Origin of the sequence: Streptomyces naganishii JCM 4654, assembly GCF_014650575.1 — a bacterium.
Lineage (GTDB): Bacteria > Actinomycetota > Actinomycetes > Streptomycetales > Streptomycetaceae > Streptomyces > Streptomyces naganishii.
Window position 1 is genome coordinate 110503 of the sequence record NZ_BMVF01000012.1, and the last position, 19473, is coordinate 129975.

Here is a 19473-nt window from a genome sequence, read left to right on the forward strand (position 1 = left end):
GTCGTTCTTCGACTGGTCCTGGCCGCCGGCGCCGATCCCGACGCCGGCGAAGAGGGCCAGCGCGAGCGCGGGGAGCGCGTAGCGCTTGCGGGCCCAGCGCGGAGCGGGACGGGACGGCCGTGGCGTGGGTGGCGTGGCGTACGGGTTGGTCATATGGTCCCCCAAGGTGTGACAGGTGCGGACGACCGTAATGCCCGGCTGCGGTGCGTGAAGGAAGGGTAATGGTTCTGTGATGAGGCGATCCGGCTGGAGCGTGCGTGACATCCCTGATCTCGGTGGCCGGACCGCCGTCGTCACCGGGGCCAACAGCGGTCTCGGGTACGTCACCGCGCGGGAGCTCGCGCGCCGGGGTGCGCGGGTGGTGCTCGGGTGCCGCAGCCGGGCGCGGGGCCGGGCGGCTGTGGAGCGGCTGACCGGCGAAGTGCCGAAGGCGGACGTGGAGTTGGGTGAGCTGGACCTCGGGGACCTGGCGTCCGTGCGGCGGTTCGCCTCGGAGTTTGCCCACTACCGGCTCGATCTCCTCGTGAACAACGCCGGTGTGATGGCGCCGCCGTACGGGACGACGGCGGACGGCTTCGAGACGCAGTTCGGGGTCAACCACCTCGGGCACTTCGCCCTCACCGCGCTGCTGCTGCCCAGGCTGACCGCCGCTCCCGGCGCGCGGGTGGTGACCGTCTCCAGCATGGTGCACGTGCTGGCCAACATCGATCCGCACGACCTCAACAGCGAGCGGCGCTACCGGCGTTGGACCGCCTACGCCCGCTCCAAGACCGCCAACCTGCTCTTCACGCATGAGCTGGCCCGCCGCCTGGCGGCGACCGGCGCCGACGTGGTCGCGGCGGCCGCGCACCCCGGGTACGCGGCCACCAACCTCCAGACCGCCGGGCCACGGGCCGAGGGCCGCAGGACCGCCGAGCGCCTCATGGAGCTCGGCAACCGCGTCTTCGCCCAGTCCGCCGAGGCCGGCGCCCTCCCCACCCTGTACGCGGCCACCGCGCCGGACGTGCGGCCCGACTCCTTCACCGGCCCGTCCCTCGCCATGTGGCGCGGCGCCCCCGCCCCGTCCTGGCGAGCCCCCTGGACCCTGAACGACACCGCGGGCGAGCGCCTGTGGGCGGCCTCTCAGGAGCTGACCGGAGTGGCGTACGACGCCCTGAAGGCGTGAGCCCGCCGACAGGCGAGGGGCGAGCTGCGAGCGCACGATGGTTATGAGGACGGCGCACCCGCCGAGTACCTCCCGATCAGTGCGCCGTCCGCGCACGAGGAGGAGGAACCGAGCATGGCTGAGCAGCACAAGGGGCCGGACTCTCCGTTCACGCTGGAGGAGTTGGCGCTCCGCGACGACCTGCCCGCCGAGCAGAAGGTGCCCGACGACGTCAGAGCCGGGCTCGCCAGTAACCGGGTGACGGTGACCGTGCCGCCCGGACAGCAACTCGCGCCGAGCACCGGTGGAACGCTGACTCTGCCCGAGGGCTCGTTCTACGGATGCGCCGTGAAGGAGGCCCGCCTGCACGAACGCGGTTCACTGCGGGCCCCGGACGGGCCGCAACAGGCCGCGCGGCCGATGTGGCAGCCCTATCTCCACCACCCCCGTCCCGCCCCGGTCCGGCGGCTGGAGATGCGCCGGATCAAGGGAGGCACGGTCACCCCGTTCGCCGGTCCGGTGTACGGCGAATATCCGCCCCGCCAGGTCTTCTACCCCCGCGGGTATCCCTGGGTCTGCATCGGACGGATCTTCGTGTGGCGGGACATCAGCGCGCCGAACTGGGATTACTCGGGCACCGGGGTGCTGGCCGGCGCCCGTACCGTGCTGACGGCCTCGCACGTGGTGCCCTGGGGCTCCACGCACTGGGGCGCGAAGTTCGTCGCGGGCTACTACGACGGCGCGTCGACCGCCGGACCCGGAGGCTGGTCGTGGGTGACCGACGCCCACGGGTACGGTCCGCAGAACGTCTCGGCGCACGACATGGCGGTCTTCCGGCTCGACACACCGCTCGGCAACCAGCTGGGCTGGTTCGGGACGAAGGGCTGGGACTCGAGCTGGGAGGGCCGCAACTACTGGACCCTGGTGGGTTATCCGGGAGCCGTGTCCCCCGAACGCCCCAGCTACCAGGCGGCCATTCACGTCATCGACACGGACACCGACAGCGACGCCCGTGAGCTGGAGCACCACGCGGACGCCGGCCCGGGGGACTCCGGGGGACCGTTCTTCGGACAGTGGAGCGACGGCGCCTACGCCATCGGCACCCTCAGCGGATACGAGGTGATCCACGGCCCCCTCGGCATCGGGAGCGAGGACAACAACATCTCGGCCGGTGGCAACGCTCTCGGAGCCCTCGTCAAGTTCGGACGGGACAACTGGCCGTGAGCGCCGGACGTCCGTGTCAGGCCGCCTTGACCTCGTAGCAGGCGACGCGGACCGAGTCGTCGTCCAGGCAGTGACCGGAGGTGAGGTCGAAGCGCTGCTTGAGGAGGGGGGAGGCGACGAAGGGGCGGCCGTGGTGGGTGCCGGTCAGGCCCCGGGAGAGGACGGCGGCGCCGGTGAAGGGGTCGCGGTTGTCGATGCCGTACAGGTTGCCGCCGCGGTCGCGGAACAGGGCGACCTGGCGGCCGTCCGGCAGCAGCGCGGCCACGCCGCGGCCCGGGGTCAGGGTGCTGAGGTCGCAGACGGTGAGCCAGCCCTCGTCGAGCCGGAGCCGGACCTTCACTTCGGTGGTCTCGGGTGCCAGGGTCATCGCTGGGCGCTTCCTTCCATGACGTCGTCGGCGGGGCGCGTGCCGATGGACAGCAGCGGCAGGTCGGGCTTTATCTGGTCGCGTTCGGGGACGAAGCCCACGACCGGGTCGGGGGTGTCCGGGGCGTTGACGAAGGATACGAACCGGGCGAGTTTCTCGGGGTCGTTGACCGTCTCGGCCCACTCGTCGCGGTAGCCCGCCACGTGCGCGGCCATCAGGGACTCCAGCTCGGCGCAGATGCCGAGCGAGTCGTGCACGACCACGTCCCGTACGTGGTCCAGGCCGCCCGGGACGCGCTCCAGCCAGACGCTGGTGCGCTCCAGGCGGTCGGCGGTGCGGATGTAGAACATCAGGAACCGGTCGATCAGCCGGACCAGTTCGGCGTCGGAGAGGTCCTGGGCGAGCAGGTCGGCGTGGCGCGGGGTGGCGCCGCCGTTGCCGCCGACGTAGAGGTTCCAGCCGCCCGCGGTGGCGATCACGCCGAAGTCCTTCGACCGGGCCTCGGCGCACTCGCGGGCGCACCCGGACACGGCGGACTTGAGCTTGTGCGGGGAGCGCAGACCCCGGTAGCGCAGCTCCAGGTCGATCGCCATGCGGACGGAGTCCTGGACGCCGTAGCGGCACCAGGTGGAGCCCACGCAGGACTTCACCGTGCGCAGCGACTTGCCGTAGGCGTGCCCGGACTCGAAGCCCGCGTCCACCAACCGCGCCCAGATGGACGGCAGTTGTTCGACCCGCGCGCCGAACATGTCGATGCGCTGACCGCCGGTGATCTTCGTGTAGAGGCCGAAGTCGCGGGCGATCTCGCCGATCACGATCAACTTCTCGGGCGCGATCTCGCCGCCGGGGACGCGCGGCACGACGGAGTAGGAGCCGTTCTTCTGGAGGTTGGCCAGGAAGTGGTCGTTGGTGTCCTGGAGGGCCGCCTGCTCGCCGCCCAGGACGTAGCCGTCGGCGCCGATCGCCGGGGCGAGGGAGGCGATGACCGAGGCGATCGCCGGCTTGCAGGTCTCGCAGCCGTCCCCGCCCCGGGCGCCCTCGCGGCCGTAGCGGTCGAGCAGGTCCTGGTAGGAGGTGATGCGCAGGGCGAGGACGATCTCGTACAGCTCCTCGCGGGTCCGCGCGAAGCAGCCGCACAGTCCCTTGTCGGCCTCGACGCCGCTCGCCTCCAGCTCGGCGGTGACCAACTGGCCCAGCACCTTTACGCAACTGCCGCAGCCGGTACCGGCCTTGGTGCACTTCTTCACCTCGGGCACGGTGGTGCACCGGTGCTCGGTGACCGCCCCCCGGATCGCGCCCTTGGTGACGTTGTGGCAGGAGCAGACCACCGCCTCGTCGGGCAGCGCGGACGGGCCGAGCCGGGGTGCCGCGCCGGCGCCCGCGGGCAGGACCAGCGATTCGGGGGCGACCGGCGGCACCGAGCCCGTCAGGGCGCGCAGCGTGCCGTACGCCTCCGCGTCGCCGACCAGGATGCCGCCGAGCAGCGTGCCGTCCCGGCCGATCACCAGCTTCTTGTACAGGCCCGCGCGGGAGTCGGAGTAGACGACGTCCAGGCTGCCCTCGGCGGTGCCGTGCGCGTCGCCGAAGGAGGCCACGTCCACGCCGAGCAGCTTCAGCTTGGTGGACAGGTCCGCGCCGGTGAACTCGGCCTCGTCGGCGGCGATCGTGGCCGCCGCCGTCTCGGCCTGCTCGTAGCCGGGCGCGACCAGCCCGTACACCCGGCCGTCCACCGCCTGCGCGCACTCGCCGATCGCGAACACGCGCGGGTCGGTGACCGTGCGGCACTGCGCGTCGACGGCGACGCCGCCGCGCTCGCCGACCGCGAGGCCGCAGTCGCGGGCCAGTTGATCGCGGGGGCGGACGCCCGCGGAGAACACCACCATGTCGGTGGCGAGTTCGGAGCCGTCCGACAGCCGCACGCCGGTGACCGCGCCGTCCTCGCCGGCCGTGATCTCCTGGGTGCCCGTGCCGGTGTGCACGGTCAGGCCCATCTCCTCGATGGTGCGCAGCAGGGCCGCGCCGCCGCCGTCGTCCACCTGCACGGGCATCAGGCGCGGCGCGAACTCCACGATGTGGGCGGCCAGTCCGAGCCCCTTGAGCGCGCCGGCCGCCTCCAGGCCGAGCAGTCCGCCGCCGACCACCACGCCCGTCGCCGCCCGCCGCCTCGCGTACTCCTCGATGGCGAGCAGGTCCTCGACGGTGCGGTAGACGAAGCAGCCCTCGGCGTCCTTGCCGGGGACCGGCGGCACGAAGGGGTAGGAGCCGGTGGCCAGGACGAGGACGTCGTAGCCGACGGTGAGACCGGAGCGCGCGGTGACGGTGCGGGCCTCGCGGTCGACGGACTCGGCCGGGTCGCCGATGCGCAGTTCGATGCCGTGCGCCGCGATGAACTCCTCGTCCGTCAGGGACAGTTCCTCGGGTGTGGTGCCCGAGAAGTACGAGGTGAGCCGCACGCGGTCGTACGCGGGACGCGGCTCCTCGCACAGCACGACCACGCGGTGCGTGGCGGTCAGGCCGCGCTCGGCGAGCGCCTCGAGGAAGCGCTGGCCGACCATGCCGTGGCCGACGAGCACGATCGTGGGGGTGGCCCCCGGGGTGGCGGTCATTCAGGAGCCTCCGTCGTTGGTGAGCAGGTGGAGCAGGGGGCCGCCGTCCGCGGGGAGCGGCTCGGCTCCCTCCCACGCGCGGGCCAGCGCGCCGACGGTGCCGAGCTCGCCGACCAGGACGCCGCCGACGAGGCGGTCGTCACGGACGACGACCTTGCGGTAGGTGCCGCGGGTCGCGTCGGCGAGCTGCACGACGTCGTCCCCGGGCCGGGCCTCGGTCTCGCCGAAGGCGGCGAGGTCGAAGGGCGTCCGTGCGGTCAGGGCGGGGCCGGTCAGCGTGAGGCGGGTCAGGGCGCGGGTGCCGGTGTAGCGGGCGGCGGGGTCGCCGGCGAGGAGTCCGGCCAGGGCGGTGGCCTGTTCCAGGGCGGGGGCGGCCAGGCCGTAGACCGTGCCGGCGTGCTCGGCGCAGTCGCCGATGGCGTGGATGCGCGGGTCCGAGGTGCGCAGCTCGTCGTCGACCAGCACGCCCCTGCGCACGGCGAGCCCGGCGTCCTCGGCGAGCCCCGTGCGCGGGTGCACCCCGCAGGCCAGGACGACGAGGTCGGCGCCGAGGGCGTACCCGTCGGCCAGCTCGACCGAGCGGACCGCGCCGCCCACGCAGCGCACGTCCCGCACCCGGCACTCGGTGTGCACCTCGACGCCGAGGCCGCGCAGGTGCCGCAGCACGAGCGCCGAGGCGCCCGGGTCGAGCTGGCGCTCCATGAGCCGCTCGGCCTGCTGGGCGAGGACCACCTGGGCGCCCCGCACGGCCAGCGCACGCGCGGCGGACACGCCGAGCAGCCCGCCGCCGACGACCACCGCCCGCACCCCCGGCCGGACGGCCGCCGACAGGCCCAGGCAGTCGTCCAGGGTGCGGAAGGCGTGCACGCCGCCCGGCAGGTCGTGCCCGGGGGTGAACAGTCCGCGCAGCGGCGGCAGCACCGGGTTGGAGCCGGTGGCCAGGACCAGCGTGTCGTACGCGATGGCGGAGCCGTCCGCGCGGCGCACCTCGCGGGCGGCGCGGTCGATGCCGGTGACCCGGCCGCGCAGCAGCCCGGCGGGCGCGGGAAGGGCGATCACCTCGGGGGCGTAGCGGCCGGCCAGCACCTCGGCGAGCAGGACCCGGTTGTACGGGGGGTGCTCCTCCTCGCCCACGAGCAGCGCGGGCGTGCCGAGCTCGCCGAGCCGCCGGGCGAGCGTGACGCCCGCGAGGCCGGCGCCGATCACCACCACACGCGTATTCGAGGTCATGCCCCCGAGCGTGCGGCGCGGAGGTTACCCGGTGGCATCACCCCTGTTTCCCGTACGGAACGCTGCCCTCAGCCGGCGCGGGCCCGGGGTGTGAGATCTCCCCGCCGCCTCAGCGGCTGCCGGTGAGGTGGGCGAAGACGACCACGTTGCCCTGGTAGCCGGTGGCCTTGGAGTAGCCGCCGCCGCAGGTGATCACCCTCAGTTCGGGGCGGCGGGCGGCGCCGTAGACCTTCTCGTCGGGGAAGTCGCGGGCCGCGTACACCTCGACGGCGTCCACGGTGAAGAGCGCGACGCTCCCGTCCCGGCGGTCCACCTCGATGGCCGCGCCCTTCTTCAGCGCGCCGAGGTCGTAGAAGACGGCGGGGCCCTCCGCGTTGTCGACGTGCCCGGCGACGACCGCGGTGCCCCGCTCGCCGGGGGTGGTGCCGGCCTCGTACCAGCCGGCGAGGTTCTTGTCCCCGGCGGGCGGCACGTCCAGGCTGCCGGACCTGGTCAGGCCGAGGCCCGTCAGCGGGGCGTTCACCCGGATGGAGGGGATGCGGATGCGGGTGGGCGGGGACGGCGGCAGCGCGGGCGCGGTGAGCTGTTCCTCGCCGGGGTCGGGCAAACCCTCGGCGGCGGCGGGCTGGGGCGGGGCGTGGGTGCCGGCGCCGCCGTGCAGCAGCCAGGCCCCGGAGCAGAGGGCGACCACGGTCACGGTCGCTATGGCGGTGTTGCCGATCCTTCGCATGCGAACCCCTCTCGGTACCCCGTGCCCCCTCCGGGCCGCGAGGGGCGTCGGGCCCGGAGGGGGAGGGGAAGCGGTACCGGCGGACGGACAGCGGAGGGTGTCCGTCAGATCCCGTCGCCTCTCGCCCGGCGATGCAGGAGCCAGGTACCGCCCGCGGCGGCGACGGCGAGAGCCGCCACGCCGGCCGCGGTCTGCGCGGGGTCGCGGCCGAGCGCGCCGCCGACCCCCGTCTTGACACTTCCGCGGGGCTGCGCCTGCCCCTGCGCCGCGGTCAGCGTGACGACCAGGTCGCCCGTGACCCGTCTGCCGCCCTCGGCGCACTCGGCGACGATCTCGTACGTCCCCGGCTGCGCGCTCTCCGGGACCCGGAACTGGCCGATGGCGTCGCCCTCGTGCGCGCTGGGCGCCAGCGTGAACGGGCCCGCGCCCACCGCGCTGGCGTCGCCGGCCGCGGAGGCCTTGTCGCCGCAGGCCTTGGTGTTCACGCTGACCTGCCCGCCGGGCACCGCCGAGGACGGGTACACCTCCAGGGTGCCGCCGCCGTCCGCGGCGTACGCGGGCGCCGTGTTCACGGCGAGCGCGCCCACGGCGGCGACGGCGAGTGCGGCCCCGGCCATGGCCCCGCTCAGCGGGCGGGCGGTACGTCGCATCGGTGCTCCCTGGAGCTCGGTCCGTGGGGTACGGCCCGCGGCACCCGCTTGTGCCGCCGTCGTCCGTGCCCCTGCCCTTCCGAGGTAAGTGGCACTTGGGCGGGTCCGCTTCCTGAGCGGTCGTCAGGGATTGGGGTGAACGGGTGTCGAAAAGCCCCGCCCGCCCGCCTCGCGCACGGCGTTTGGGCAGGTCAGGGCGCATCTGCTGACGGGCCGTCGAAAACACCCGAAGGGCGCACGGCGCAGGGATGAACGGGTGACGGGCCGGGGGCACCGCATCCGGCGGCCCGGGTGGGGGCCGGGTCGGGACAGGGTCGAGACCGGGACGGGAGCGGGTGAGGGGCCGCCGGCCGGGGCGCCGGGGCAATGGAGAGGCCGGCGCCCCGGGGCGGGGGCGCCGGCCTGTGCACCGTCGCGCGGATCGCTCGGCGGACGCTTCCCGGGCGGGTCAGTTCACGTTGACCGCGCTCCAGGCAGCGGCCACCGCGTTGTACTCCGTGCTGCCCGCGCCGTAGAGGTCCTTGGCGGCGTTCAGGGTCGCCGTGCGGGCGCCCGCGTAGTTCGTCGAGGACGTCATGTAGACGGTCAGCGCCCGGTACCAGATCTGGCCGAGCTTGTCCCGGCCGATGCCGGTGACCGTGGAGCCGTTGTACGTGGGCGAGTTGTAGCTGACGCCGTTGATGGTCTTCGGACCGCTGCCCTCGGCCAGCAGGTAGGCGAAGTGGTTGGCGACGCCGGAGGAGTAGTGGACGTCGAGGTTGCCGACCGAGCTGCTCCAGTAGTCGGCCGAACTGCCGTCCTTGGACGGCTGGTCCATGTAGCGCAGGGCCGTCTTGCCGAAGCCGGAGCGGACGATCTTCTCGCCGATCAGGTAGTCGCCGGGGTCGGAGGAGTTGTTCGCGTACCACTCCACCAGCGTGCCGAGGATGTCGGAGGTGGCCTCGTTCAGGCCGCCGGACTCGCCCGAGTAGGTCAGCGCCGCCGTCTTCGAGGTCACGCCGTGCGTCATCTCGTGCCCGGCCACGTCCAGGGCGACCAGCGGCCCGAACGTCGTCCCGTCACCGTCGCCGTACGTCATGCAGAAGCAACTGTCGTCCCAGAAGGCGTTGTTGTAGTTGCTGCCGTAGTGGACGCGGTTGTACGAGCCCTTGCCGTCGCCGGCGATGCCGTTGCGGCCGTGGACGTATCTGTAGTAGTCCCAGGTCTCGTTGGTGCCGTACTGGGCGTCGACCGCCGCCGAGGAGCGGTCCGCCGTCGTGCCGGTGCCCCAGTGGTTGTCGGCGTCGGTGAAGAGGGTCGCGGGCGCCCGCTGGAAGCAGATGCCGAGGAAGCACAGGTCGGTCTTGTTCGCGGCGTCGCCCGTGTAGGTGTTGCCGCGGGTGGGGTCCTTGAGCTGGTACGTGGACCCGGACTGGGTGGTCTCCAGCCCGACCGTGCCGCTGTAGAGCGACTTGCCGTCCCCGGTGGCGGTCTCGATGCTGTCCCAGGCGTCGATCTGCGCGCCGGTGCGGGCGTCGGTGAGCACCGTGCGGGCGACGGGGTTGCCCAGCGAGTCGAGGCCCACCGCGTTGGTGCGCCAGGCCAGGCGCAGGGCGCCGTGCAGGGCGTCCACGATCAACTGCGGCTTGGCCTTGACCTGTTGCAGACGGTCGCCGAGGTTCGCCGCGCGCAGCGCGTTGACCGCGAGGCCGGCGGCCTTCGGGGCGGAGACCTGGGGTGTGGTGCTCGGCAGCGAGACGGTGCCCCTGGAGGCGCGGTTGGCCCCGCGGTAGGCGCCGGCCGGGGTGAGGTGGACGACGAAGTCGCCGCCCAGTACGGGCAGTCGGTGGTAGGTGCGGTCGTATCGGACGTGCTGGGTGCCGTCCTTGTCGACGATCACGTCCCGGACGGCGGCCTGCTCGGCGGAGGTGAGTCCCAGGGCCGCCGCGTGGTCCACGAGAGCCGTGGCCGCGTGCTGGATCGCGGTGGCTCTGGTGGGTCTGCCCTCCGCGTGCGCGGCGGGGGAGAGCGCGGTGGCCAGCAGGGCGGCGGTGGTGGCGGCTATGCCGGCCGTGGCCAGGCGGGAACCTCGGATGTGCGCTGTCCGACTCATCAGTCTCCTTGAGCGCGGGCGCCCTCGGGCGCGTGGGGTTGCGCTGTTGTTGACTGAGATTTAAAAGGGCATGACATGTCATGTCCATAGCGCCCGCGTGCCGATGTGACGAGGGTGAAGGAGGGTGTGTGAGGGCGACCGGCGTCAGGGCCGAACGGCCTCCAGCCGCACCGCGCACACCTTGAACTCGGGCATGCGGGAGGTGGGGTCAAGGGCCGGGTTGGTGAGGGTGTTGGCGCGGCCCTCGCCGGGCCAGTGGAAGGGCATGAACACCGTGTCGGGGCGGATGGCGGAGGTGATCCGCGCGGGGGCCACCGCACGGCCCCGGCGCGACACCACCGCGACCGGGTCGCCCTCCGCAGCGCCGAGCCGCGCCGCGAGCCGGGGGTGCAGCTCCACGAACGGGCCCGGCGCGGCCGAGTTCAGCTCGTCCACGCGCCGGGTCTGGGCGCCCGACTGGTAGTGCGCCACTACGCGCCCGGTGGTCAGCAGCACCGGGTACTCCTCGTCCGGCTCCTCGGCCGACGCGCGGTACGACACGGGCGCGAAGCGGGCCCGGCCGTCCTCGGTGGCGAACCGGTCGAGGAACAGGCGGGGGGTGCCGGGGTGAGCCTCGGTGCTGGTGCTGGTGCTGGTGCTGGTAGTTGTGCGGGTGCGGGTGCGGGTGCGGGTGCCTGAGTCGGTGTCGGTGCCGGTGCTTGGGGCGGTGCCGGTCTCGGCGTGGGCGGAGGGCTGGTCCTCGGCCGGGCAGGGCCAGAAGACGCCGTTCCGCTCGGCCAGCCGGCGGTAGGTGATGCCGGAGTAGTCGGCCGGGGCGCCCGCCGTGGCACGGCGGAGCTCGTCGAAGACCTCCTCCGGGTCGGTGGGGAAGCCCTTCTCCACGCCGAGTCGCGCGGCGAGTTCGTGCAGGACCTCCAGGTCGGTGCGGACCCCGGGCGGCGGGCTCAGCGCGCGCCGGCGCAGCAGCACCCTGCCCTCGAGGCTGGTCGTGGTGCCCGTCTCCTCCGCCCACTGCGCGACCGGCAGGACCACGTCCGCGAGCGCCGCCGTCTCCGACAGGACCACGTCCGACACGGCCAGGAAGTCCAGGGAGCGCAGCCGCTCCTCGACGTGCGCGGCGCGCGGCGCGGACACCACCGGGTTGGAACCCATGAGCAGCAGGGCGCGGACGTCCGTGCCGAGCGCGTCCAGGAGTTCGTAGGCGCTGCGGCCGGGGCCCGGCAGGCTGTCCGGGGCCACGCCCCACACCTCGGCCACGTGCCGCCGCGCCGCCGGGTCGGTCAGCTTGCGGTAGCCGGGCAACTGGTCGGCCTTCTGCCCGTGTTCGCGCCCGCCCTGCCCGTTGCCCTGTCCGGTCAGGCAGCCGTACCCGGACAGCGGGCGGCCCGGGCGGCCGGTCGCCAGGCACAGGTTGATCCACGCGGCCACCGTGTCGGTGCCCTTGGACTGCTGCTCGGGCCCGCGCGCGGTGAGCACCATCGCCGACTCCGGCTCGCAGAACATCCGCGCCGCCCGGCGCAGTTGCGGGACGGACACCCCCGTGATCCGCTCCACGTACTCCGGCCAGTGCGCCATCGCCGCCGCCCGCGTCTCCCGCCAGCCGGTGGTGCGCCGCCGTATGTACTCCTCGTCCGTACGGCCCTCGGCGACGACCAGGTGCAACAGGCCCAGGGCGAGGGCGAGATCGGTGCCGGGTCGGGGCGCGAGGTGAAGGTCGGCCTGCTCGGCGGTCCTCGTCCGGCGCGGATCGACGACGATCAGCGTGCCGCCGTTCTCCCGCAGTTCGGTGAAGTAGCGCAGCGCCGGCGGCATCGTCTCCGCCGGGTTGGCACCGACCAGGATCACGCAGCCCGTCCGCGGCACGTCCTCCAGCGGGAAGGGCAGTCCCCGGTCCAGGCCGAACGCCGCGTCGCCGGCCGCGGCCGCCGAGGACATGCAGAAGCGGCCGTTGTAGTCGATCTGCGAGGTGCCGAGCACGACCCGCGCGAACTTCCCGAGCGCGTACGCCTTCTCGTTCGTCAGCCCGCCCCCGCCGAACACCCCGCACGCGTCCGGGCCGTGCGCCACCCGCGCGCGTGCCAGGCCCTCGGCGACCCGGTCCAGGGCCTCGGCCCAGCCGGCCGGGCGGAGGGCGCCGTCCCGCGCGCGCACCAGCGGCGAGGTGAGGCGCACCCGCGAGGACAGCACCGCCGGCGCCGTACGGCCCTTGCCGCACAGCGCGCCCCGGTTCACCGGGAAGTCCGCGCGCCCGGTGGCCTCCAGGCCCCCGTCGGGGGCCGGCGTGAGGTTCATGCCGCACTGCAGGGCGCAGTACGGGCAGTGCGTGGGCGTCGCGGCGGTTTCCATGCCGCTCAGCGTGCGTCGGCCGTGTTACGCCGCCGGGCGGCCTCCTGTTACGCCGCCGGGACGGGGACCTCCCCGCCCGCTCCGGAACGGGGTGAGGTCGCGGTCACCCGGCCCCGGCCCCGGTGCCGCTGCCAGTGCCGGCTTCGGCCTCGGCGAGCGCGCGTGCGACACCCGGCTCCTTCGGACCGAGGAACCTCGGGTCCGGCCGGAGCACCGCGTCCAGCGCCGCCTTGCCGGCCGCGAGCACCTCGCGGACGCCGCCGTAGTACCAGGTGGCGTTGTGCGCCTCCTCGACGCCGACGCCGTAGGAGTCGATGCCCGCCGCCTCGCACAGCGCCACCGCGCGCCGGATGTGGAAGCCCTGGCTGACGAGCACCGCTCGGTCCACACCGAAGATCTTCTTCGCGCGCACGCAGGAGTCCCAGGTGTCGAAGCCGGCGTAGTCGGTGACGATCCGGGCGGCGGGGACGCCGTGCCGGGTCAGGTACGCGCGCATGGCGTCCGGCTCGTCGTAGTCCGCGCGGCTGTTGTCGCCGGTCACCAGGAGCACCTTGACGCGTCCGTCGTGGTACAGCCGTGCCGCCGCGTCCAGGCGGTGGGCGAGGTACGGCGACGGCTCGCCGTCCCATAGCCCGGCGCCGAAGACGACGGCGACCTCGGTGCGCGGGGCGTCGGCCGCGGTGCGCAGCCGGTCGCCGGCGGCCACGTAGAGCCAGGTCGTCGGCAGCAGCGCCAGCACGCACACGGCCATCACGGCCTGCGTCAGCCGCCGCCGCCCGGCACGCGTACGCGGCATCCGCGGCCGCCGTATCCGCGGCCGTGCCTCCCGCGCGGGCTGTCGTTTCGGCATCGGACGGTCCCTCCCCACGGCCCGGGCGCACCGCTTGCCCCCTCGGGCCTCGATCAGCAAGGACGCGGCGCGCGGCGGCCCGGTTCACACCGCTCCCGCGCGAGTCGCCCGGGTGCCAGGACGCCTCACCGCGCTTCCGCGCCCGCCGTGAAGGCCCGGAAAACACCCGTCACCGCCGCGCAACGGGCACGCAATCCGGGCCGGGGAGGATCCGTGCATGACGCTCGACAGTACGGCGCACATCATGAGCAGCATCGGTGCCGAGCTCGCCGGCCGGCTCCGGCTCGTCGGGCCCGACGGCAGGCGCAGGCAGCCCCCGGGCGAGCCGCCCGCCCTCGTCCTCGTGGCCCACGGCAGCCGCGACCCGCGCGCGCTGCGCACCGTACGGGCCCTGATGGACCGGGTGAGCCGGACGCGGCCCGGCCTGTCCGTGCACCTCGGGCACATCGAGATCGACGAGCCGCCGCTGTCCGGCACCCTCGCGGCCCTGGGCGCGACCGACGCCGTACTGGTGCCGCTGCTGCTCAGTCCCGGGCACCACGTGAAGCGGGACATCCCCGAGATGGCGGCCGCCTCACCGGCACGCGCGCGCGTGGCCGCGCCGCTCGGGCCGCACCCGCTGCTCGTGGAGACCCTGTACGACCGGCTCACCGAGGCCGGCTGGCCCGCACGGACCGACGCGGCCACGCGCCGCGCGAGCGCGGTGGTGCTGGCCGCCGCCGGGTCGCGCGACCCCGACTCGGCGGCCGGCACCCGCCGCACCGCGCGGCTCCTCGCCGACCGCCTGGGCGTGCCGGTCGTCCCGGCCTACGCCTCCGCCGCCGCGCCCACCGTCCCGGCCGCCCTGCGGGCTCTGGCCGCCCGGGGCCGTCACCGCGTCGCCGTCGCCTCCTGCTTCACCGCGCCGGGCCGCTTCGCCACCCAGTGCGCCGAGGCCGCCCCCTGGATCGCCTCCGCCCCGCTGGGCGACCACCCGGCCATGGCCCGCCTGGTCCTGCACCGCTACGACCGGACCGTCGCCGCCCCCGGCACGCCGACGGAGCCCGCCCTCGCCTCGGCCTGACCCCCGAGGCCGGGGAAACCGAGGGTGACCCCGGCGGTGCGAAACGGACGGTGCCCCCAGCCGCGGGAAACGGACGGTCACCCCCCGATTGTCGGTGCCTGCACCGAGGGCCTGTCCGGCGGATCACGCCGCAGACGCGGGGTCTGGCACGCCCATCTGCGGCGTTGTCGTCGGTTGCCGACTCCCCCAAGCTCTTGACGAGCAAGGGGGGACCCCCATCGCGTCGCCGCCCTCCTCCGCCTTGCATCTGGACGCACCAGACCCCGCTCACCCGGGTCGACCGGTGCCGTGACTTTCCTGCGGTCTGATCCGCCGGACAGGCCCTAATGTCGAGGCATGGAAAGGATCGCGTCCGAGTCGGCCGAGGCCGCAGTGCCGTACGAGAATCACGTCCCGCCCGCGGGGTACGACCCGGCGGCCGTCGAGCGGTGGGCCGCCGAGCCGGACAAGCGGCCGGGGCGCACGGCGTTCCAGCGCGACCGCGCGCGGGTGCTGCACTCGGCCGCCCTGCGAAGGCTGGCCGGCAAGACGCAGGTCGTCACCCCGGGCACCCGCAGCCAGGCCTGGGACGCCAGTCCCCGCACGCGGCTCACCCACTCGCTGGAGTGCGCCCAGGTGGGCCGCGAACTCGGCGCCGCCCTGGGCTGCGACCCCGACCTGGTGGAGGCGGCCTGCCTCTCCCACGACCTGGGCCACCCGCCCTTCGGGCACAACGGCGAGCAGGCGCTGAACGAGTTCGCGGCCGACTGCGGCGGCTTCGAGGGCAACGCCCAGTCGCTGCGGCTGCTCACCCGTATCGAGCCCAAGCGGTTCGTCACCGACCCCGCCTCCGGCGAGCTCGTCAGCGTGGGCCTCAACCTCACCCGCGCCGCCTTGGACGCCGCCACCAAGTACCCCTGGCCGCGTGGTGCCCACCCCACCGACCCGGTCTCGCCGAAGTTCGGGGTCTACGAGGACGACCGGCCGGTGTTCGACTGGGTCCGCAAGGAGGCGCCGGGCACCCGCGCGTGCTTCGAGGCCCAGGTCATGGACTGGTCCGACGACGTGGCGTACTCGGTGCACGACGTGGAGGACGGCCTGCACGCGGGCCACATCGACCCGGCCTGCCTGCAGGCCGAGCCCGAGCGGCAGGCCGTCTTCGAGGTCGCCGTCGGGAGGTACGTCCCGGCCGGCACCGACCCGGCGGAGCTGGCCGAGGCCCTCGACCGCCTCATGGAGCAGGAGTGGTGGCCGCACGGGTACGACGGCTCGGCCGTCGCCCAGGCCCGCCTGAAGGACGCCACCAGCCAGCTCATCGGCCGCTTCTGCCTGGCCGCCGAGGGCGCCACCCGGCAGACGTACGGCTCGGGCCGCCTCACCCGCTACGGCGCCGAGCTCGTCGTCCCCAGAACCACCCGAATGGAGTGCGCCGTCCTCAAGGCCGTCGCCGACCGCTACGTGATGCAGCGCGCCGAGCAGGAGCGGCTGCGCGCCGACCAGCGGATCGTGGTCGCCGAACTCGCCGAGGCGCTCACCGCGCGGGCCCCCGCCGGCCTCGACCCGCAGTTCCGCGCGCTGTTCGCCGAGGCCCCCGACGACCGCGCCCGCAAGCGGGTGATCGTCGACCAGATCGCCTCCCTCACCGACGCCTCCGCCCGCTCGCTTCACGCGCGCCTGACGGGGCAGCCATGACATTCACAGCGCGCTTACCGACACCCGTGATACCGGTGGGACCGGAGTGACTGCCCAGGCCCCGGCCGGGCCGCCGAGGTGACCCCCCGTGGCCTGATCGGGCCACTCCCTCTTCCCGCAGCACGCTTTCGTGCGGGACGCTCGCAGGTGGCGGCACCCTTACGAGGAGGCATCAAGTGGTCGACGCGGATCAGACATTCGTCATCGTCGGAGGAGGTCTCGCCGGCGCGAAGGCGGCCGAGACCCTCCGCGCGGAGGGCTTCAGCGGCCGCGTGCTCCTCATCTGCGACGAGCGCGACCACCCCTACGAACGCCCGCCGCTGTCCAAGGGCTACCTGCTCGGCAAGGAGGAGCGCGACAGCGTCTTCGTGCACGAGCCCGCCTGGTACGCGCGCAACGACATCGAGCTGCACCTCGGCCAGACCGTCGTCGCCATCGACCGCGCCGCCAAGACCGTCCACTACGGCGACGACGGCACCCACGTGCGCTACGACAAGCTGCTCCTGGCCACCGGCGCCGAGCCGCGCCGCCTGGACATCCCCGGCACCGGCCTCGCCGGCGTCCACCACCTGCGCCGCCTCGCCCACGCCGAGCGCCTCAAGGGCGTGCTGACCCACCTCGGCCGGGACAACGGCCACCTGGTGATCGCCGGCGGCGGCTGGATCGGCCTGGAGGTGGCCGCCGCGGCCCGCGAGTACGGCGCCGAGGTCACCCTCGTCGAGCCCTCCGCCACCCCGCTGCACCACGTCCTCGGCCCCGAGCTGGGCCAGCTCTTCGCCGAGCTGCACCGCGAGCACGGCGTCCGCTTCCACTTCGGCGCCCGGCTCACCGAGATCGTCGGGCAGGACGGCATGGTGCTGGCCGCCCGCACCGACGACGGCGAGGAGCACCCCTGCCACGACGTGCTCGCCGCGATCGGCGCCGCCCCGCGCGTCGCCCTCGCCGAGTCCGCGGGCCTCGAGCTGGCCCCCCGCGAGCACGGCGGCGGCATCGCGGTCGACGAGCGGCTGCGCACCTCCGACCCGGACATTTACGCGGCCGGCGACGCCGCGTCCTTCCCGCACGGGCTGTTCGGCACCCGGCTGCGGGTGGAGCACTGGGCCAACGCGCTCAACGGCGGCCCGGCCGCGGCCCGCGCGATGCTCGGCCAGGACGTCGTCTACGACCGCGTGCCCTACTTCTTCTCCGACCAGTACGACCTCGGCATGGAGTACAGCGGCTGGGCGCCGCCCGGGTCGTACGACGAGGTGGTCATCCGAGGGGACGCCGGCAAGCGCGAGTTCATCGCCTTCTGGGTGAAGGAGGGCCGGGTGCTGGCCGGGATGAACGTCAACGTGTGGGACGTCACGGACCCGATCCAGCACCTGATCCGCACGAAGGCGCGCGTGGACACGGAGGCGCTGGCCGACCCGCACGTCCCGCTGGACAGCCTGGCCTCGTAGGAGGGAAGGAGTGTCCGACCGTCCCCGTAGAATTCACGCGTGGCAGGACGGATCAACGACGAGGACGTGAAGGCGGTACGGGACGCGGTCCCGATCGACGCCGTCGTGTCCGAGTACCTCCAGCTGCGGGGCGCGGGCGGCGGCAACCTCAAGGGCCTGTGCCCGTTCCACGACGAGAAGTCCCCGTCCTTCCAGGTCAGCCCGAGCAAGGGACTCTTCCACTGCTTCGGCTGCCAGGAGGGCGGCGACACCATCACCTTCGTGATGAAGGTGGACCACCTCTCCTTCTCCGAGGCGGTCGAGCGCCTGGCCGCCCAGGCCGGCATCACGTTGCGCTACGAGGAGGGCGGGTACAACCCCGCCCACCAGCGCGGCGAGCGCATCCGCCTGGTCGAGGCCCACAAGCTGGCCGCCGAGTGGTACGCGGAACAGCTCGCGGCCTCCCCCGAGGCCGAGACCGGCCGGGTCTTCCTCGCCGAGCGCGGCTTCGACCAGGCCGCCGCCGTCCACTTCGGCGTCGGCTACAGCCCGCAGGGCTGGGACCACCTCACCCGCTTCCTGCGCGGCAAGGGCTTCAGCGACAAGGAGCTGATCCTCTCCGGGCTCTCCCAGGAGGGCCGCCGCGGCCCCATCGACCGCTTCCGCGGCCGGCTGATGTGGCCGATCCGCGACATCGGCGGCGAGGTGGTGGGCTTCGGCGCACGCAAGCTCTACGAGGCGGACAACGGCCCGAAGTACCTCAACACCCCCGAGACCGCGATCTACAAGAAGTCCCAGGTCCTCTACGGCATCGACCTGGCCAAGAAGGAGATCGCCAAGGCCTCCCGCGCGGTCGTCGTCGAGGGCTACACCGACGTCATGGCCTGCCACCTCGCCGGGGTCACCACCGCGATCGCCACCTGCGGCACCGCCTTCGGCGGCGACCACATCAAGATCCTGCGTCGGCTGCTGATGGACAACGGCTCGGCGCGCGTGATCTTCACCTTCGACGGCGACGCGGCCGGGCAGAAGGCCGCCCTGCGCGCCTTCGAGGACGACCAGAAGTTCGCCGCCGAGACCTACATCGCCATCGCCCCCGACGGCATGGACCCCTGCGAGCTGCGGCTGGCCAAGGGCGACGAGGCGGTCGCCGACCTGACCGAACCGCGCACCCCGCTCTTCGAGTTCGCGCTGCGCCAGATCGTCGCCCGCTACGACCTCGACACCCCGGCCGGCCGCGCCGCGGCGCTCGACGAGGCCGCGCCGGTCGTCGCCCGGATCAAGAACAGCGGCGCCCAGCACGAGGTCGCCGTCCAGCTCGCCGGGCTGCTCGGCATCCTCGACACCCAGTTCGTGGTCCGGCGGGTCGCCCAGCTCGCCCGCTGGGCCCGCGAGCGCGGCGGCTCCGGCCGCGGCGGCGGCCCGGACCGCCAGCAGGGCGGCCCCCGGCAGCAGTACGCAGCCGCGCGGCCCGCCGCCACGCAGGCCCGGGGCCCCGCGCTGAACCTGCGCAACCCCGTCTTCGCCACCGAGCGGGAGCTGCTGAAGCTCGCGCTCCAGCGCCCGGAGCTGGTCTCCCCGGCCTTCGACGCGTACGGCGTCGACGAGTTCACTGCCCCGCCCTACGCCGCCGTGCGCCAGACCATCCTCGAAGCGGGTGGCGCGGAGCACGGCGTCGGCGACCCCCAGGAGTACCTGGCCCGCGTCCGCGAGGCGGCCCCGGACGACCAGGTCCGCGCGATGGTCACCGAGCTCGCCGTCGAGGCGATCATGCACCGGGCGGTCGACGAGATGTACGCGGGCGAGGTCCTGGTCCGCGTCCGCCGCCGCGCCGTCGAACGCCGCATCCGCGACCTCAACAGCACCGTCGCCCGCCTCGGCACCGGCGGCGACCCGGCCGAACTCGCCGCGGCGCAGAACGAGTTGTGGATCCTCCAGCAGTACGACCAGGCCCTGCGCCAGCGCGGCGCGGCCGCGCTGTGAGCGTGGCTGCGGCCCGCCGCCAAACGATCTGAGTAACCGCCCGGTCACGGACCGGACGCAAAAAGTCATCGCACGCCCCTCGTGGCAGCGATGTGT

At 74.0% G+C, this 19473-nt stretch carries 14 protein-coding genes; 6 read left to right on the plus strand and 8 right to left on the minus strand.

The genetic code is table 11. The features are described from left to right. The first annotated feature begins 232 nt into the window (after nucleotides 1–232). Complete coding sequence (locus IE217_RS22210; RefSeq protein ID WP_190179671.1) at nucleotides 233–1165, plus strand: oxidoreductase; 933 nt, start codon at nucleotides 233–235, stop codon at nucleotides 1163–1165. Between the two features lie 114 nt (nucleotides 1166–1279). Next, nucleotides 1280–2368: a trypsin-like serine peptidase gene (locus tag IE217_RS22215; RefSeq protein ID WP_190179672.1), complete on the plus strand. Its 1089-nt coding sequence runs from the start codon at nucleotides 1280–1282 to the stop codon at nucleotides 2366–2368. A 16-nt stretch (nucleotides 2369–2384) separates the two neighbouring features. Here IE217_RS22215 and nirD read toward each other — a convergent pair whose 3' ends face one another. From nirD to IE217_RS22255, 8 genes are all read right to left on the minus strand, one after another. Continuing rightward, a complete protein-coding gene (gene nirD / locus IE217_RS22220) occupies nucleotides 2385–2735 on the minus strand; it encodes a nitrite reductase small subunit NirD (RefSeq protein ID WP_190179673.1) in 351 nt (116 codons plus the stop codon). Further along, on the minus strand, nucleotides 2732–5341 hold the full coding sequence (nirB, locus tag IE217_RS22225; RefSeq protein WP_190179674.1) for a nitrite reductase large subunit NirB: 2610 nt from the start codon (nucleotides 5339–5341) through the stop codon (nucleotides 2732–2734). The genes nirD and nirB overlap by 4 nt, the downstream gene beginning before the upstream one ends. Continuing rightward, complete coding sequence (locus IE217_RS22230; protein WP_190179675.1) at nucleotides 5342–6571, minus strand: NAD(P)/FAD-dependent oxidoreductase; 1230 nt, start codon at nucleotides 6569–6571, stop codon at nucleotides 5342–5344. It abuts the gene before it with no gap. Between the two features lie 109 nt (nucleotides 6572–6680). Beyond that, nucleotides 6681–7301 (minus strand): class F sortase, encoded by a 621-nt coding sequence (locus IE217_RS22235; protein ID WP_190179676.1) that lies wholly within the window; start codon nucleotides 7299–7301, stop codon nucleotides 6681–6683. A gap of 104 nt (nucleotides 7302–7405) precedes the next feature. Next, nucleotides 7406–7951 (minus strand): GVDTG sorting domain-containing protein, encoded by a 546-nt coding sequence (locus tag IE217_RS22240; RefSeq protein WP_190179677.1) that lies wholly within the window; start codon nucleotides 7949–7951, stop codon nucleotides 7406–7408. 448 nt (nucleotides 7952–8399) lie between these two features. Further along, a complete protein-coding gene (locus tag IE217_RS22245) occupies nucleotides 8400–10043 on the minus strand; it encodes a M4 family metallopeptidase (RefSeq protein WP_190179678.1) in 1644 nt (547 codons plus the stop codon). A 144-nt stretch (nucleotides 10044–10187) separates the two neighbouring features. Then, nucleotides 10188–12389 (minus strand): molybdopterin oxidoreductase family protein, encoded by a 2202-nt coding sequence (locus tag IE217_RS22250; RefSeq protein WP_190179679.1) that lies wholly within the window; start codon nucleotides 12387–12389, stop codon nucleotides 10188–10190. 103 nt (nucleotides 12390–12492) lie between these two features. Continuing rightward, nucleotides 12493–13185, minus strand: a complete 693-nt coding sequence (locus IE217_RS22255; RefSeq protein ID WP_373298096.1) for a SanA/YdcF family protein — start codon at nucleotides 13183–13185, stop codon at nucleotides 12493–12495. A gap of 271 nt (nucleotides 13186–13456) precedes the next feature. Here IE217_RS22255 and IE217_RS22260 point away from each other — a divergent pair, with 271 nt between their 5' ends. The 4 genes from IE217_RS22260 to dnaG all read left to right on the plus strand — a co-directional run bounded on the left by IE217_RS22260 (nucleotide 13457) and on the right by dnaG (nucleotide 19377). After that, nucleotides 13457–14302 (plus strand): sirohydrochlorin chelatase, encoded by an 846-nt coding sequence (locus IE217_RS22260; protein WP_190179681.1) that lies wholly within the window; start codon nucleotides 13457–13459, stop codon nucleotides 14300–14302. Nucleotides 14303–14638: 336 nt separating this feature from the next. Further along, nucleotides 14639–15973, plus strand: a complete 1335-nt coding sequence (locus IE217_RS22265) for a deoxyguanosinetriphosphate triphosphohydrolase (RefSeq protein ID WP_190179682.1) — start codon at nucleotides 14639–14641, stop codon at nucleotides 15971–15973. A 176-nt stretch (nucleotides 15974–16149) separates the two neighbouring features. Next, nucleotides 16150–17415, plus strand: a complete 1266-nt coding sequence (locus IE217_RS22270; RefSeq protein ID WP_190179683.1) for an NAD(P)/FAD-dependent oxidoreductase — start codon at nucleotides 16150–16152, stop codon at nucleotides 17413–17415. Between the two features lie 39 nt (nucleotides 17416–17454). Further along, nucleotides 17455–19377 (plus strand): DNA primase, encoded by a 1923-nt coding sequence (gene dnaG / locus IE217_RS22275; RefSeq protein ID WP_190179684.1) that lies wholly within the window; start codon nucleotides 17455–17457, stop codon nucleotides 19375–19377. The last annotated feature ends 96 nt before the right edge of the window (nucleotides 19378–19473 follow it).